The sequence below is a fragment of the Pseudomonas rhizozeae genome (assembly GCF_031583775.1).
In the GTDB taxonomy this organism is placed as follows: domain Bacteria; phylum Pseudomonadota; class Gammaproteobacteria; order Pseudomonadales; family Pseudomonadaceae; genus Aquipseudomonas.
This window is the reverse complement of sequence record NZ_JAVLSB010000059.1, coordinates 56,464-71,869: the sequence shown is the minus strand read 5'-3', so window position 1 is coordinate 71,869 and position 15,406 is coordinate 56,464. Positions and strand designations below refer to the sequence as shown.

General features: G+C 60.7%; 11 protein-coding genes. 5 read left to right on the top strand and 6 right to left on the bottom strand.

The features are described 5' to 3' along the window. Nucleotides 1–111: 111 nt before the first annotated feature. Both gyrA and mtnA read right to left on the bottom strand, forming a co-directional pair. The gene (gene gyrA / locus RG836_RS20660; RefSeq protein WP_310849034.1) at nt 112–2,769 is read right to left on the bottom strand and encodes a DNA gyrase subunit A; all 2,658 of its coding nucleotides are present in this window, start codon (nt 2,767–2,769) and stop codon (nt 112–114) included. Nucleotides 2,770–3,192: 423 nt separating this feature from the next. Further along, on the bottom strand, nt 3,193–4,269 hold the full coding sequence (gene mtnA, locus RG836_RS20655) for an S-methyl-5-thioribose-1-phosphate isomerase (protein WP_310849033.1): 1,077 nt from the start codon (nt 4,267–4,269) through the stop codon (nt 3,193–3,195). Nucleotides 4,270–4,376: 107 nt separating this feature from the next. Here mtnA and RG836_RS20650 point away from each other — a divergent pair, with 107 nt between their 5' ends. From RG836_RS20650 to RG836_RS20630, 5 genes are all read left to right on the top strand, one after another. Then, a complete protein-coding gene (locus RG836_RS20650; RefSeq protein WP_310849031.1) occupies nt 4,377–5,711 on the top strand; it encodes a TRZ/ATZ family hydrolase in 1,335 nt (444 codons plus the stop codon). Nucleotides 5,712–5,769: 58 nt separating this feature from the next. Then, nucleotides 5,770–6,468 (top strand): bifunctional 2-polyprenyl-6-hydroxyphenol methylase/3-demethylubiquinol 3-O-methyltransferase UbiG, encoded by a 699-nt coding sequence (ubiG, locus tag RG836_RS20645; RefSeq protein ID WP_310849028.1) that lies wholly within the window; start codon nt 5,770–5,772, stop codon nt 6,466–6,468. A gap of 4 nt (nt 6,469–6,472) precedes the next feature. Continuing rightward, the gene (gene mupP / locus RG836_RS20640; protein WP_310849026.1) at nt 6,473–7,144 is read left to right on the top strand and encodes an N-acetylmuramic acid 6-phosphate phosphatase MupP; all 672 of its coding nucleotides are present in this window, start codon (nt 6,473–6,475) and stop codon (nt 7,142–7,144) included. A 177-nt stretch (nt 7,145–7,321) separates the two neighbouring features. After that, complete coding sequence (locus tag RG836_RS20635; RefSeq protein WP_310849024.1) at nt 7,322–8,062, top strand: YciK family oxidoreductase; 741 nt, start codon at nt 7,322–7,324, stop codon at nt 8,060–8,062. A 344-nt stretch (nt 8,063–8,406) separates the two neighbouring features. Next, nucleotides 8,407–9,333 carry a GGDEF domain-containing protein gene (locus tag RG836_RS20630; RefSeq protein WP_310849022.1) on the top strand — a complete coding sequence of 309 codons (927 nt, stop codon included), beginning with the start codon at nt 8,407–8,409 and terminating at the stop codon, nt 9,331–9,333. A gap of 140 nt (nt 9,334–9,473) precedes the next feature. Here RG836_RS20630 and RG836_RS20625 read toward each other — a convergent pair whose 3' ends face one another. From RG836_RS20625 to RG836_RS20610, 4 genes are all read right to left on the bottom strand, one after another. Then, nucleotides 9,474–10,235 carry a TenA family transcriptional regulator gene (locus tag RG836_RS20625; protein ID WP_409078099.1) on the bottom strand — a complete coding sequence of 254 codons (762 nt, stop codon included), beginning with the start codon at nt 10,233–10,235 and terminating at the stop codon, nt 9,474–9,476. A 76-nt stretch (nt 10,236–10,311) separates the two neighbouring features. Further along, on the bottom strand, nt 10,312–12,774 hold the full coding sequence (locus RG836_RS20620; protein WP_310849018.1) for an EAL domain-containing protein: 2,463 nt from the start codon (nt 12,772–12,774) through the stop codon (nt 10,312–10,314). 193 nt (nt 12,775–12,967) lie between these two features. Continuing rightward, on the bottom strand, nt 12,968–14,785 hold the full coding sequence (locus tag RG836_RS20615) for an ABC transporter ATP-binding protein (protein ID WP_310849017.1): 1,818 nt from the start codon (nt 14,783–14,785) through the stop codon (nt 12,968–12,970). Beyond that, the gene (locus RG836_RS20610; RefSeq protein ID WP_310849015.1) at nt 14,769–15,404 is read right to left on the bottom strand and encodes a DsbA family protein; all 636 of its coding nucleotides are present in this window, start codon (nt 15,402–15,404) and stop codon (nt 14,769–14,771) included. The genes RG836_RS20615 and RG836_RS20610 overlap by 17 nt, the downstream gene beginning before the upstream one ends. Nucleotides 15,405–15,406: the final 2 nt, after the last annotated feature.

The following is a 15,406-nucleotide window of genomic DNA, read 5'->3' as shown; positions in this document are numbered from 1 at the left end:
GTCCGTCTTCGCGAGCAGGCTCGCTCCCACAAGGCATCTTTGTGGGCGTCGATATTTCAATACGGGCAAACAACAAGGGGGCGAATTTTCATCCGCCCCCTGTGTGTCCGCTTATTCCTGCGGTTCTTCGTCGGCTGCGGCGTCGAGTTGCTGGTCTTCGGCGGCGTCATCGATCACGACGTCACCGTCAAATACCGCATCTGCTTCACCCGCTTCCAACTCCTCGCCTTCGACTTCGGAAGGTTCCTGAACCCGCTCCAGGCCGACCAGTGTTTCATCGCTGGCCAGTTTGATCAGGGTCACGCCCTGAGTGTTACGGCCCAGGCTCGACACTTCGTCGACACGGGTACGGACCAGGGTGCCCTGGTCGGAAATCAGCATGATCTCCTCGCCATCGAGCACCTGCACGGCGCCGACCAGACGACCGTTACGGTCGTTGCTGACCATGGCGATCACGCCCTGGCCGCCACGCTTGTACTCAGGGAACTCGCTGATCGCAGTGCGCTTGCCGTAGCCGCGAGCCGACGCGGTGAGGATCTCGCTGCCTTCTTCCGGAATCAACATGGAAATCAGCTTCTGCCCTTCCGGCAGACGCATGCCGCGCACACCGCGAGCGGTACGACCCATGGCACGCACGTCGGACTCTTTGAAGCGCGTGACCTTGCCACCGTCGGAGAACAGCATGACTTCACGTTCGCCATCGGTGATGGCCGCGCTGATCAACACATCGCCTTCGTCCAGTTCCAGCGCGATCAAACCAACGCTGCGCTGACGACTGAAAGATTCCAGCGGGGTTTTCTTCACGGTACCGAGGGCGGTGGCCATAAAGATGTAGTGACCTTCGGTGTATTCCTCGACCGGCAACATGGTGGTGATGTATTCACCGTCATCCAGCGGCAGCAGGTTGACCAATGGACGGCCACGGGCGGCGCGGGAAGCTTCCGGGATTTCGTAGGTTTTCAGCCAGTACACTTTGCCTTTGCTGGAGAACAGCAGCAGCGTGGTGTGACTGTTGGCCACCAGCAGGTGAGCGATATAGTCCTCGTCCTTGACGCCGGTCGCCGACTTACCTTTACCGCCACGACGCTGGGCCTGGTACGCCGCCAGCGGCTGGGTCTTGGCATAGCCACCGTGGGAGATGGTCACGACGCGATCTTCTTCCGGGATCATGTCGCCCAGGGTCAAGTCGAGACGGGCATCGAGGATTTCGGTGCGACGCACGTCGCCGTATTCGGCGCGGATCACTTCCAGCTCTTCGCGGATCACTTCCATCAGGCGCGTGGCGCTATTGAGGATGCGGATCAGCTCGCCAATCTGGTTGAGGATCTCTTGATACTCGGCCAGCAGTTTTTCGTGCTCGAGACCGGTCAGGCGGTGCAGACGCAGTTCCAGAATGGCTTGCGCCTGTTCTGGCGAGAGGAAGTACTTGCCTTCGCGCAGACCGTATTGCGGATCGAGATTTTCCGGACGGCACGAATCGGCGCCGGCCCGTTCAACCATCGCCACCACGGCGGTGGATTCCCAAGGGGTGCTGATCAGCGCTTCCTTGGCTTCCGACGGGGTTGGCGAAGCCTTGATCAAGGCGATGACCGGGTCGATGTTCGACAGGGCAACGGCCTGGCCTTCGAGGATGTGACCCCGCTCGCGGGCCTTGCGCAGTTCGAACACGGTGCGGCGGGTAACGACTTCGCGACGGTGACGGACGAAAGCTTCCAGCAGGTCCTTGAGGTTGAGGATCCGTGGGCGGCCATCGATCAGCGCGACGATGTTGATACCGAACACCGCTTGCAACTGGGTCTGGGCGTAGAGGTTGTTGAGGATCACCTCAGGCACTTCGCCGCGACGCAGTTCGATCACGACGCGCATACCGTCCTTGTCGGACTCGTCGCGCAGTTCGGTGATGCCTTCGAGTTTCTTCTCTTTGACCAGCTCGGCGATCTTCTCGATCAGACGTGCCTTGTTCAACTGGTAAGGCAATTCGGTGATGACGATCTGCTGACGGCCACCGACTTTGTCGATGTCTTCGATGATCGAGCGGGCACGCATGTAAATGCGCCCGCGACCGGTTCGGTAGGCTTCGATGATGCCGGCGCGACCGTTGATGATCGCGGCGGTCGGGAAGTCCGGACCGGGGATGTATTGCATCAGCTCGTCGACGGTCAGCTCGGGGTTGTCGATGAGCGCCAGGCAACCGTCGATGACTTCACCGAGGTTGTGCGGCGGGATGTTGGTCGCCATGCCCACGGCGATACCGCTGGAGCCGTTGACCAGCAGGTTGGGAATCCGGGTCGGCATGACCGCCGGGATCATTTCGGTGCCGTCGTAGTTCGGCACCCAGTCCACGGTTTCTTTATGCAGGTCGGCCAGCAGCTCGTGCGCCAGCTTGGTCATGCGCACTTCGGTGTATCGCATGGCCGCGGCGTTGTCGCCGTCCACCGAACCAAAGTTGCCCTGGCCGTCTACCAGCAGGTAGCGCAGGGAAAAGGGCTGGGCCATGCGGACGATGGTGTCGTACACCGCGGTATCACCGTGCGGGTGATATTTACCGATCACGTCACCGACAACACGGGCAGATTTCTTGTACGGCTTGTTGTAGTCGTTGCCCAGCTCGCTCATCGCGAACAGCACGCGACGGTGCACGGGCTTCAAGCCATCGCGCGCATCCGGCAGTGCACGGCCGACGATCACGCTCATCGCATAATCGAGGTAGGACTGTTTCAGCTCGTCTTCGATATTGACCGGGAGGATTTCTTTGGCCAGTTCGCCCATGAGAAGCCTGATTCCTTTTTCTGGTGAAACTTCGTTACATCCATATAAGACCAACGAAGCTCGTCAATGCAGGCTGAGTGCCATGCGCCGACTTACGACAAATCAACAAGATGACCCTGGATTTGCGCAGTAAAGACAACCCCGTGGGGCTGCCTCGGAAAACGCCGGATGTTATCACAAGAGCCGCCACGCACCTATCCCCCAGATGCGCATGGAGCATAGTTAGTTGACCGATGACAGGCTGAAAGGGGACGAGAGAAGCTCTGAGGGGAGGTGAATGCAGAATTTGATCGCAAATGCGGGATGTTTATTGACTTTCAGGGCTTTTTCGCGAGCGGGCTCGCTCCACAGATTTCGCGAGCGCCGCCAAACCCTGTGGAAGCGAGCTTGCTCGCGAAGCTTTTCAGCCGACGACGACAATCATCAGTGCAAGCGCTTACGGCACATCAACTGCGCCATCTTCGCCGTGTCCGGCCGCTCGACAATGCCCTTTTCGGTGACGATCGCGTCGATCAGGTCCGCCGGCGTCACGTCGAACACCGGGTTGAACGCCTCGACATCCGCCCCCACCCGCTTGCCGCCGACTTCCAGCAATTCAGCACCGTCGCGCTCCTCGATCGGAATTTCATCGCCGCTGGCCAGGTTCATGTCGATGGTCGAACTGGGCGCCACCACCATGAAACGCACGCCGTGGTGCATGGCGTTGACCGCCAGTTGATAAGTGCCGATCTTGTTTGCCACGTCGCCATTGGCGGTGATGCGGTCAGCGCCGACGATCACCCAGGTTACGCCCTTGGTCTTCATGATGTGCGCGGCGGCGGAGTCGGCATTCAGGGTCACCGGGATGCCTTCATTGGCTAACTCCCAAGCAGTCAAACGCGAGCCTTGCAGCCAGGGCCGGGTTTCGTCGGCGTAGACCCGCTCGACCATGCCTTCGATAAACGCGCCGCGAATCACCCCCAGCGCCGTGCCGAAACCGCCGGTGGCCAGCGCGCCGGTGTTGCAGTGAGTGAGGATTGCCTGGGCATTGCCCTGATGCTTGCGGATCAGATCGACACCCAGTTGCGCCATGGTCAGGTTCGCCTCGCGATCACTCTCGTGGATGGCGATGGCTTCGGCTTCCAGCACCGCCAGCGGATCGGCGTGGTGCTTGAGGCGCTGCAAGCGATCGCGCATCCGCCCCAGCGCCCAGAACAGGTTGACCGCGGTAGGACGCGACGCAGCGAGCAGCGCGAAATCTTCTTCCAGCGCGGCATGCCAGTCGCCACCCTCGGCAAACCGCGCACGCGCTGCGAGCACCACGCCATAGGCGGCACTGATGCCGATTGCCGGTGCACCGCGCACCACCATCAAGCGAATGGCCTCGGCCACACCGGCTGCGCTGGTGTAGGCGATCCACGTTTCTTCGAACGGCAACACGCGCTGATCCAGCAGGTGCAGAGCGCCCTCACGCCAATCGATGGCCTTCACCTTCTCCGCAGCCAACAGTCGATCGCGCATCCTTCACCCCGCACTCATGAACAAAAGCCGCCGATTATAGCGATCCCCCCGCGAAGACGCTCGGGTATACTTCGCCATCCTTTACAAAAGCACTGGAACCGACCTCGATGCCGAAACCTGCCGTTGCGCTCGACTTACTCTTACTGCCGACCTGGCTGGTACCGGTCGAACCCGCAGGCGTGGTGCTCAAAGAGCACGGCATCGGCATCCGCGACGGGCGCATCGTGTTCATCGGCCCGCGCGCCGAAGCGTTGAAATGCAACGCAACTGAAGTGCGCGAACTGCCGGACATGCTGCTCAGCCCTGGGCTGATCAACGCCCACGGCCACGCCGCGATGACCCTGTTCCGTGGCCTGGCCGACGACCTGCCGCTGATGACCTGGCTGGAAAACCACATCTGGCCGGCCGAAGCCAAATGGGTCGACGAAGACTTCGTCCGCGATGGCACGGACCTGGCGATCGCCGAGCAGATCAAAGGTGGCATCAGTTGTTTCTCGGACATGTATTTCTTCCCGAAGGGTGCCAGCGAGCGCGTGCACAACAGCGGCATGCGCGCGCAAATCGCCATTCCGATCCTGGATTTCCCGATTCCCGGCGCTGCTTCGGCGGATGAGGCCATTCGTCAGGGCGTCGAATTATTCGGCGATTTGAAGCACCACGACCGCATCAAAATCACCTTCGGTCCTCATGCACCCTACACCGTCAACGATGAAAACCTGGAAAAAATCCGGGTGATCGCCGAGGAGCTCGACGCGGCGATTCACATGCACGTGCACGAAACCGCGTTCGAAGTGCAGCAGGCTGTGGATAACGCGGGCGAACGGCCGCTGGCCCGTCTCGGCCGGCTCGGCTTGCTTGGGCCGCGCTTCCAGGCCGTGCATATGACGCAGATCAGCGAGGACGACCTGGCATTGCTGGTAGAAAGCAACACCAGCGTTATCCACTGCCCGGAGTCCAACCTGAAACTGGCCAGTGGATTCTGCCCGGTGGAGCGTCTGTGGCAGGCCGGGGTGAATGTGGCCATCGGCACCGACGGCGCCGCCAGCAACAATGACCTGGATTTGCTCGGCGAAACCCGTACCGCCGCGTTGCTGGCCAAAGCCGTCGCCGGCTCGGCCACCGCGCTCGATGCCCATCGCGCCTTGCGCATGGCCACATTGAACGGCGCTCGCGCCCTGGGCATCGAAACGGAAGTCGGCTCGCTGGAAATCGGCAAAGCGGCGGACATCGTCGCCTTCGACCTGTCCGGCCTGGCCCAACAACCGATCTACGACCCGGTCTCGCAATTGATCTACGCCACCGGGCGCGACTGTGTGAAACACCTGTGGGTCGCTGGCAAACAGTTGCTCGATGACCGCCAACTGACCCGCCTCGACGAAGCGCAACTGACGGCCACGGCCAAGGCCTGGGGCCAGCGCATCAGCGGTCACACCGAATCGTAAACGCCTCGGGCTCAATCCCCGGGGCGACAGCCCTTTTCAAGTTTCAGAGGACTTAACCATGAGCAACGTCGACCACGCCGAGATCGCCAAATTCGAAGCCCTGGCTCACCGCTGGTGGGACCGCGAAAGCGAGTTCAAACCCCTGCACGACATCAACCCGTTGCGGGTCAACTGGATTGACGAGCGAGTCAACCTGGCAGGCAAAAAAGTGCTCGACGTCGGTTGCGGCGGCGGCATCCTCAGCGAAGCCATGGCCCAGCGCGGCGCGACGGTAATGGGCATCGACATGGGCGAAGCGCCGCTGGCGGTCGCGCAACTGCATCAACTGGAATCCGGGGTCAGCGTCGAATACCGGCAGATCACCGCCGAAGCCTTGGCTGAAGAAATGCCCGAGCAGTTCGATGTGGTCACGTGCCTGGAAATGCTCGAACACGTGCCAGACCCCTCGTCAGTGATCCGCGCCTGCTTCCGCATGGTCAAGCCCGGCGGCCAGGTGTTCTTCTCCACCATCAACCGCAACCCGAAGGCGTACCTGTTCGCCATCGTCGGCGCTGAATACATCATGAAGCTGCTGCCGCGCGGCACCCACGACTTCAAGAAATTCATCCGCCCGTCCGAGCTCGGCGCCTGGAGCCGTCAGGCCGGGCTGACCGTCAAGGACATCATCGGCCTGACCTACAACCCGCTGACCAAGCACTACAAACTGGCGGCGGACGTGGACGTCAATTACATGATCCAGACCCTGCGGGAGGAATAAGCCGATGGGCATCAGAGCGGTTCTTTTCGACATGGACGGCACGCTGCTCGACACCGCGCCGGACTTTATCGCCATCTGCCAGGCCATGCGCGCCGATCGCGGTTTGCCGCCGATCAATGACAAGCACATTCGCGACGAAATCTCCGGCGGCGCCCGCGCGATGGTCGCTGTGACCTTTTCGATGGACCCGGAATCGCCGGGCTTCGAGGAACTTCGCCTGGAATTTCTCGAGCGTTACCTGGTCGGGTGCGCGGTGCACAGCAAGCTGTTCGACGGCATGCCCGAATTGCTGGCGGACATCGAAAAAGCCAACCTGATCTGGGGCGTGGTCACCAACAAACCGCTGCGCTTCGCCGAACCGATCATGCAGCAACTGGGCCTGGCCGAGCGCTCGGCGCTGCTGATCTGCCCGGACCACGTGAAGAACAGCAAGCCGGATCCGGAGCCTTTGATCCTCGCCTGCAAAATGCTCGACCTCGACCCGTCCACCGTGCTGTTTGTCGGTGATGACCTGCGCGACATCGAATCCGGCCGTGACGCCGGCACCAAGACTGCTGCAGTGACCTACGGCTACATCCACCCCGACGACAATCCCCGCCACTGGGGCGCGGACGTGGTAGTGGATCATCCGCTGGAATTGCGCAAGGTGCTGGACAGCGCGCTCTGCAGCTGCTGACGCTTCGGTGGCGAGGGAACTTGCTCCCGCTGGGGTGCGCAGCGCCCCCATTTCATCTACCACCGCATTCTATCGAGACACACCACATCGACTGATTTGACGACTGCTTCGCAGCCGAACGGGAGCAAGCTCCCTCGCCACAGGTCTGGTGTGACCCAATTGTGTAGAGGTTTTTTTATGTTTGATTACACCGCTCGCCCTGAATTGCTCAAAGACCGGGTGATCCTGGTCACCGGCGCTGGCCGTGGCATTGGCGCCGCCGCCGCGAAGACCTACGCCGCCCACGGTGCCACCGTGCTCCTGTTGGGCAAGACTGAAGCCAATCTAAGCCAGGTATATGACGACATCGAAGCCGCTGGCCACCCTCAGCCCGCGGTGATCCCGTTCAACCTGGAAACCGCTCTGCCCCATCAATACGATGAGTTGGCGGCGATGATCGAGACCGAATTCGGCCACCTCGACGGCCTGCTGCACAACGCCTCGATCATCGGCCCGCGCACGCCGATCGAGCAGTTGTCCGGGGACAATTTCATGCGCGTGATGCAGGTCAACGTCAACGCGATGTTCATGCTCACCAGCACCCTGCTGCCGCTGCTCAAATTGTCGAAAGACGCTTCGGTGGTGTTCACCTCCAGCAGTGTCGGGCGCAAGGGCCGCGCGTACTGGGGCGCCTACGGCGTATCGAAGTTCGCCACCGAAGGGCTGATGCAAACGCTGGCCGACGAAATCGACACCGTCGCACCGATGCGTGCCAACAGCATCAACCCCGGTGCGACCCGCACCAGCATGCGCGCCCAAGCCTATCCGGGAGAAAACCCGAGCAACAATCCGACGCCGGAAGAGATCATGCCGGTGTACCTGTATTTGATGGGCCCGGACAGTACCGGTATTAACGGGCAAGCGTTCAACGCTCAATAAAAATCAGTGACGGTGCCGTGACACTTTTACGTCACGGCACCATTGACGCGCGTAAGTCGCATTGGATCCAGTCAAACAAATGTCACCGCTTCGCCCCCCTTTCAGCCAAGCTCTCCAGCAACCGACTGATAAGGCTCAGGTTTTATCCAGGTGAACCGAATGACCCGATGTTCGCTCTAATTTTTCTCAGTCAGCGCGGACGAGCGAGCGCAGACGCGGCCGGTAAAACCAGACTAAACTGACATCACACTGTTCTACGGGACTGATGGACCAGTAAGATGTGCCGCGACGAGCCGCTCTCACCCAGCTTGTAAGACAGCATTCTGTTGAGAGGCTCATGCCATATGAAAGCGCCAATCCAGACCAACGCAATTGACTTCGATAGCGCCAGATTGCAACGCCTGGGTTTCGGCCAACAGCCCCTCCTCCTGGAACGGCCGGTCAGTGTGGCGCAAATGCGCCAGCAACTCGGTCAGCAGTTGCAAACCAGTCTCGAAGCGCAGCAAGTGTTGGAGCTGTTCTTCCGTGAAGCCCGGCGCTTGGTGCCGCTCGACGCTCTGAGTTACGTGCACACCTCCAGCGACCTGCGCCTGGAATTCGGCGCTCGCGGCCATCATTCATTGACGTACAGCCTCAGCCACCAAGGCGAACACCTTGGCGAACTGGTGTTCCGGCGCAACCAGCGTTTTAACGATGTGGAGCAAGGGCATCTTGAGTCGCTGCTGTCGGCGCTGGTCTTTCCGCTGCGTAACGCCTTGCTGTATCGCGTGGCCACCCAGAGCGCACTGCGCGATCCGCTGACCGACACTGGCAATCGGATCGCCATGGACCAGACCCTGCAGCGCGAGATCGAGATGTCCCGGCGTCATCTGCAGCCGTTGTCGGTGCTGATGCTCGACATCGACCACTTCAAACAGGTCAACGACAGTTATGGCCACAGCGTTGGCGACAAAGTGTTGAAAACCGTGGCAGCGTCGATCAAGAGTCAGTTGCGCAACGTGGACATGGTGTTTCGTTATGGCGGCGAGGAATTTCTGATTCTGCTTTCCAATACCCCAAAAGAAGCGGCGGCGATGGTTGGCGAACGCCTGCGCTTCGCCACGCAGGCCGAGGACTACAGCGTCAATGGCACGGACATCGACCTGACAGTCAGCCTGGGCTGTTCGACGTTGCTACCGGGCGAGACCGCCGAAGCCTTGGTACGTCGAGCTGACAGTGCGCTGTATGTGGCCAAGCGCGAGGGGCGTAATCGGCTGGCGATGGCGGGGTAGCCTTTCGAATTTCACTCGTCAACAAATGTGGGAGCGGGCTTGCTCGCGAAAGCGGTGTATCAGCGATAAAATTGCCGACTGACACTCCGTCTTCGCGAGCAAGCCCGCTCCCACAGTAGTTTTGCACTAGCTGAAATTAATCAACTCCCCACAAGCGCCGCGCGTTCCCGCGCAACCGCCGGCCGTTCTGCATGCTCGATCTGCATGCAGCGTTCCAGGAACAGGAACATGTAGTCATAGCTCTTGCAGACTGCCTGGCGCAGTTCGGCCTGCAAGGCCTTGGTCGGATTCATGCCCGCCAGGGTGCAGATGATCTCCAGCGCTTCCCACGGGTGGGCATCGTCGTACTGGGCGTGCATCTTCAGCCACTTCATCGCGCGCTTGCGCTGGTCTTCCGGAAATGCCGCCGCGTAGACGCCGTTTGAGCAGACCACTGCCGACCATTCGCCGGTGGCGCCTTCGATGGCGTAGTTGGTGGCCGCGATTGCGACGATCAACGAATCCGAGGAGCTGGTGTGCCAGCACCAATGGCTCAACGCGTGGAGCTCCGGGGGCACATGCTGCGCTTGCAGATCTTCCAGGCTGACGCCGTGTGCGTTGCTCCAGTGCAGCCAATAATCGGCGTGGTTGAGCTCCACCCGGATATTGCGCATCAACCAGCGCCGCGCCATATCTTCGCCGGGATGGCGGGCAAAACGGGTCTTGGTGAGGTTTTGTGCCATGTATAACGCGAACTGTTCGACCACAGGCCAGCCACCGATCAGGTACTGGCGCATGGTTCTGGCGCTGAGCTTGTTGTCACGCATGCGCTGGTAAAGTTCGTGTTCGACCACGCGGCGCTTGCTCTCGCTGCAGTCCTTGATGAGCTGTTGGGCCCATGCAGGGTAACTGCCAGCTTCCATGAGCGGGCCGGTTCTGAGGAATGTGTCGATCACTGTCGGACTCCTTTTGAGTGTGATTTACGGATCGGCGAGTGTTTCATCGGAACGTGCCAGGCGCCTTGAATAACAGAGGCTGTGGTCTGGCTGGCCGACTGTGCAAGCTGTCACGCGTAAACAACTGAGGGCGTTCTATAACATACCCTTGAGCATAATCCACGCCGATTTCGAGCAGCGCCTGCTCGATCTGCGGTGTTTCAACGAACTCGGCAATAGTTTGCTTACCCATGACATGACCAATGTGATTAATCACTTCGACCATGGCCCGGTTAATCGGATCGTCCAGCATATCCTTAACGAAACTCCCGTCGATCTTCAGGAAGTCTACAGGTAAATGTTTCAAGTACGCGAATGAGGACATTCCGGCACAAAAATCATCTAATGAAAAGTAGCAGCCTAAGCCTTTGAGTTCATTGATAAATCTAATTGCGCTGCCTAAATTTGATATGGCACTGGTTTCTGTAATTTCAAAACAAATCATTTCAGGCGGAATAGCATAAGTAACGAACTGTTCACGCAAGAAGTCCAGGAATGCTTCATCTCCTATAGTAATGCCTGACAGATTAATCGCACACATAGCCAAAGGGCCCTTATGTTTCTCGGATAACGCTTGGGCAATTATCTTGAATACATTAATAACTACCCAACGATCCAACTGCGTCATCAACCCATAGCGCTCAGCGGCCGGAATGAAACTGTCCGGCAAGATCATCCGCCCTGCTTCATCGTGCAGCCGCAACAGGATCTCGATGTGCCCACTGCCCCGATCGGAATGCCCCAGCGCAGCGATTTCCTGTGAATACAGGCAGAAGCGGTCTTCTTCCAGGGCCATGTGCAAACGCTGGACCCACGCCATCTCGCCGAAACGCAGGGACAGTTCCGAATCGTCGGCGTGATACACCTGGACCCGGTTGCGGCCCTTTTCCTTGGCCATGTAGCAGGCCATGTCGGCGGCGCGCAGCGACGCTTCAAGAGTGGTCGGGGTTTGGGAAATGTTCACCAGGCCGACGCTCACGGTGGTCACGAACGGCCGACCCTTCCACACGAAATGCAGGTTTTGCACGGTCTGGCGCAGGCCCTCGGCGATTTTCTCCGAGGCTTCCGGCGAGCAGTTTTCCAGCAAAATGCCGAATTCGTCACCGCCCAGCCGCGCCAGGGTATCGCCCTCGCGCAGGCCCGACTGCAGCAACGCACAGATGTGCCGCAGCAACTCATCGCCCGCCGCATGGCCGCAAGTGTCGTTGACCAGTTTGAATTGATCGAGATCGAGAAACATCAACGCATGGCGCCCGGGCATGCGGGTCAGGTTGTGCAGCGCTTGCTCCAGCCGATATTCGAACTCGCGGCGATTGGCCAGGCCGGTCAGCGCGTCGTGGGTCGCTTGCCAGGACAGATTGGCGATGTATTGCCGCTCCTGGGTCATGTCGTGCAGTACCAGCACGGTGCCGCTGACCTTGCCGGCATTGCTGCGGATCGGCGCGCCCACCAGGGTCACCGACACCGTGCTGCCGTCCAGGCGCTGGATCAGTTTGGAATGTTCGCTGCCGCCACTGAGCTGGCCACTGAGAATGTGCTCGATCAGGGTGAAGCCCTCGGCCTGGGCGTTTTCATCCAGCAGATTGAACAACGCCGCCAGCGGCAAGCCATTGGCCTGCTCGGCTTTCCAGTGAGTCAAGGCTTCCGCGGCCGGGTTCATGTACGCGATGGCGCCGTCCACATCCGTGGTGATCACTCCGTCACCGATCGATTGCAGGGTGATCTGCGCCCGATCCTTCTCCAATTGCAGCGCAGCAGCAAACGCATGGCGCTGCTTCAGCAGCTTGTGCGTGCGCAACAGCGCCAGCACGATCAGCCCGAGCGCGGTGGCCAGGTTGGTGATCAGCAGCAGCCGCAGGATCAGCCGCGAGCCCTCGCCCAGAGCATCGCTGAAGGCCTTGGCTGCCGGCGTCACGCCGTCGTTGATGGCGAAGATCTGCGCTTTCCAGCGCAGGATGTCGGCCGCGTCCGCCTGGTTGGCGGTGATTTTCCGGTGCATGTCCTGCGCGACAGTGTCCAGCTGCACCAAATAAGCATCGCCGACGGTCCAGCGATCAATGGCTTGTTCCAGGTAACTGAAGTGGCGGAAATTGAGGTAGAGCCAGATCAGGCTGGAGACATCTTCCGGATGGTTGCCGCCCTTGAGAATCGCCGTCCGCGCGCCTTGCAGGTCCGGCGGCTCGCTATCAAGCGCCACGCGCAATTCATGCCCGCCCTGAGGCACGGCGATCGCATTTTGAAATTTGACAAAGATGCTCTCGTCGCGACTATCGGCGTACAGATTGAGATAGTAGATGGCATCCTTCTGGCCTTTGGACCAGAGACTTTCACCGGCGACATAGCCGCGCACCGCCGACAGCACATACAGGCTGACGCCGCCCAATAGCGCTTGAAATAGCACGACCGCGATAAACGGCCAGACGATGCCCAACAACCGTGGCGTTCCGAGTGTCCGCGTGTGATTCATGGGGTCCCTTGATTGTGCACTGCTGATCATCTTCCCGATCTGACCATCCCACCAAGACTAGGAGGGGTTACGTGTCCTCGCAAGCGCGATCACGTACTACGCAGACGCCAATCCTGCCCGTTTCGTTCAACATGAGTGACAGATCACAGCCGCCAGAGAACTGGCGGCCCCGTCGACTGGCGCAAAAAGCGTCTTACAACTGCTGCAAATGCCCATACAGCTTGGCGTACAAGCCGCCGTCGGCGATCAGTTGCTGATGATCGCCATCCTCGGCAACCCGCCCGCCGTCAAACACCAGCACCCGGTCCGCCTGCTTCACTGCCGACAGGCGATGGGCAATGATCAGCGTGGTGCGCCCGCGCAGGAAGCGCGCCAGCGCCAGGTGCAGGTTGTATTCGGTGGCAGCATCGAGGGCCGAGGTGGCTTCGTCGAGGATCACCACTTTTGGCTCGGCCAGCACCATGCGCGCGATGGCCAGCCGTTGGCGTTGACCACCGGACAAGCGCACGCCGGAACGCCCGACCACGCTGTCCAGCCCCTGCGGCAAACCACGGACAATGCTGTCGAGCTGGGCGATTTCCAGCGCCTGCCAGCAGGCTTCGTCGCTGCGCTCGCGGCCCAGGGTCAGGTTGGCGCGCACCGTATCGTTGAACAGCGCCGGATGCTGCAGGACCACGGCAACGTTCTCGCGTACCGTGTCCAGGCCAATCTCCTGCTGCGTCGCACCGCCGAACCGGATGGTCCCGGCTTGCGGCGTGTACAAACCCAGCAGCAGTTGCACCAGGGTACTCTTGCCGCCGCCACTGGCACCGACGATGGCGACCTTTTCGCCGGGGGCAATCGACAGGTTCAACTGGTCCAGCACCGGTTCATCGCCATAGCCAAACGTCAGACCTTGGACCTCAATGCCGACCGTCTCGCGATGGTTGAACGGGTCGACGCCGCCGGGGTACTGCGGCTCATCGGCGCGGGCCAGCAACTGGTTGATCCGGGTCAGCGCCCCGCCCGCCGCGTAGTAGGCATATTGCAGATTGAGCAGTTGTTCCACCGGCCCGATCATGAACCACAGGTAGCTGAACACCGCGAGCATCTGGCCGATCGACAAATCGGAGAACAGCACCGTGAGCATCGCCGCCGCGCGAAAGATGTCGATACCGAACTGGAACAGCAAGCCACTGGCGCGACTCGACGCATCGCTTTTCCACTGCGAGTTCACCGCGTAGTTGCGCACTTCCTTGGCGCGCTGGCCGAGACGCCCGAGGAAGAAGCCCTGGCGGTTGCCGGCGCGCACCTCCTGAATGGCGTCGAGGGTTTCTGCCAGTGCCTGGGTGAACCGCGAGGTGCTGTCGTTCTCCAGCTTCTTCAGGTGCTTGACCCGTTTGCCCAACTGCACCGTGGCGTAAATCACCAGCGGGTTGAACAACAGAATCAGCATCGCCAGTTGCCAGTGCATCCACATCAGGATCGCCGAGGTGCCGACCAGCGTAAGGATCGCCACGAGGAAGCGACTGAGGGTTTCGCCGACAAACTTGTCCAGGGTGTCGAGATCGGTGACCAGGTGCGTGGTCACCGTACCGCTGCCCAGGCTCTCGTATTCGCTGAGGGAAATGCGCTTGAGCCGTTCGATCAGGCGCATGCGGATGCGGTAGACGATGTCTTTCGCCAGCCCGGCGAACAGTCGCGCCTGAATCACGTTAAACAGCAATGCGCCGCAACGCAGAGTGAAGGTGAACAACAGCATCAGGCCGATGTAACCGGCGGCTTTCTGCCAAGGGCCGGGCAAAAAGTGATTCATCACCAGCAGCGCCGCGTCGCCACGGCCCAGCAATACTTCGTCCACCAGCAGCGGCAACAGCAAAGGGATAGGCACGCTGCACAGGGTCGCCAAAACGGCGACGGCGTTAGCGATCCACAAGGCTTTTTTATGATGGGTGGCGAGCCGGCGGATCTCTGCCCAGCTCAGTCGATCGACAATCCGTGATGGTTGCGCGTCGTCAGGCACAGGCAGCACGCTCCAGCCAACGGCTGAGCAGCGGGGATAACTCGGTCAAGGGTTGATAGCCATTCGTAAGCAAGGCGAGTTGCCCGTCGCGCTCGGCCAGCAAGGTCGGGAACCCGGCAATGCCGAGGTCCTGCACCCAGGTAAAGTCAGCGGCGGTGGCCGCGTGCTGGTCGGCACGATCGAACGCGGCGGCGAATTCGATACGCGGCACGCCCGCCTGTTCGGCCAGTTCCACCAGCACGCTGGCGTGGGTCACGTCCCGGCCTTCGACATAGAACGCCCGCTGGATCAGCCCGAGCAAGGTCCAGGCGCAGTCCGGCGCCAGGCTGCGCGCAGTGACCACCGCGCGGCAGGCCGGCTCGGTGTCGTAGACGAAGCCCTCGGGCAACGCGCCGTCAAGCTTGAACGGCTGACCGGTGGCTTCAGTGACCGCCGCCCAGTGTTCGAGAATGTAGCGCCGGGTGGTCGGTTCCAGCGCCGAACCGCTTCCGGTACGCAGCCCACCCACCACCAGATGCAGCTCCACCCCCGCCGCCTGCGCCTGCGCGACCAACGCCTGCGCCACTGGCGCGAAGCCCCAGCACCACGAGCACATCGGGTCCATCACATAGAGCAGGCGCGCAGACATGG

Bases quoted from the DNA above. Each gene is read 5' to 3' on its own strand.
- gyrA (WP_310849034.1), bottom strand. From the start codon at position 2,769: ATGGGCGAACTGGCCAAAGAAATCCTCCCGGTCAATATCGAAGACGAG.
- mtnA (WP_310849033.1), bottom strand. From the start codon at position 4,269: ATGCGCGATCGACTGTTGGCTGCGGAGAAGGTGAAGGCCATCGATTGG.
- RG836_RS20650 (WP_310849031.1), top strand. From the start codon at position 4,377: ATGCCGAAACCTGCCGTTGCGCTCGACTTACTCTTACTGCCGACCTGG.
- ubiG (WP_310849028.1), top strand. From the start codon at position 5,770: ATGAGCAACGTCGACCACGCCGAGATCGCCAAATTCGAAGCCCTGGCT.
- mupP (WP_310849026.1), top strand. From the start codon at position 6,473: ATGGGCATCAGAGCGGTTCTTTTCGACATGGACGGCACGCTGCTCGAC.
- RG836_RS20635 (WP_310849024.1), top strand. From the start codon at position 7,322: ATGTTTGATTACACCGCTCGCCCTGAATTGCTCAAAGACCGGGTGATC.
- RG836_RS20630 (WP_310849022.1), top strand. From the start codon at position 8,407: ATGAAAGCGCCAATCCAGACCAACGCAATTGACTTCGATAGCGCCAGA.
- RG836_RS20625 (WP_409078099.1), bottom strand. From the start codon at position 10,235: ATGGAAGCTGGCAGTTACCCTGCATGGGCCCAACAGCTCATCAAGGAC.
- RG836_RS20620 (WP_310849018.1), bottom strand. From the start codon at position 12,774: ATGAATCACACGCGGACACTCGGAACGCCACGGTTGTTGGGCATCGTC.
- RG836_RS20610 (WP_310849015.1), bottom strand. From the start codon at position 15,404: ATGTCTGCGCGCCTGCTCTATGTGATGGACCCGATGTGCTCGTGGTGC.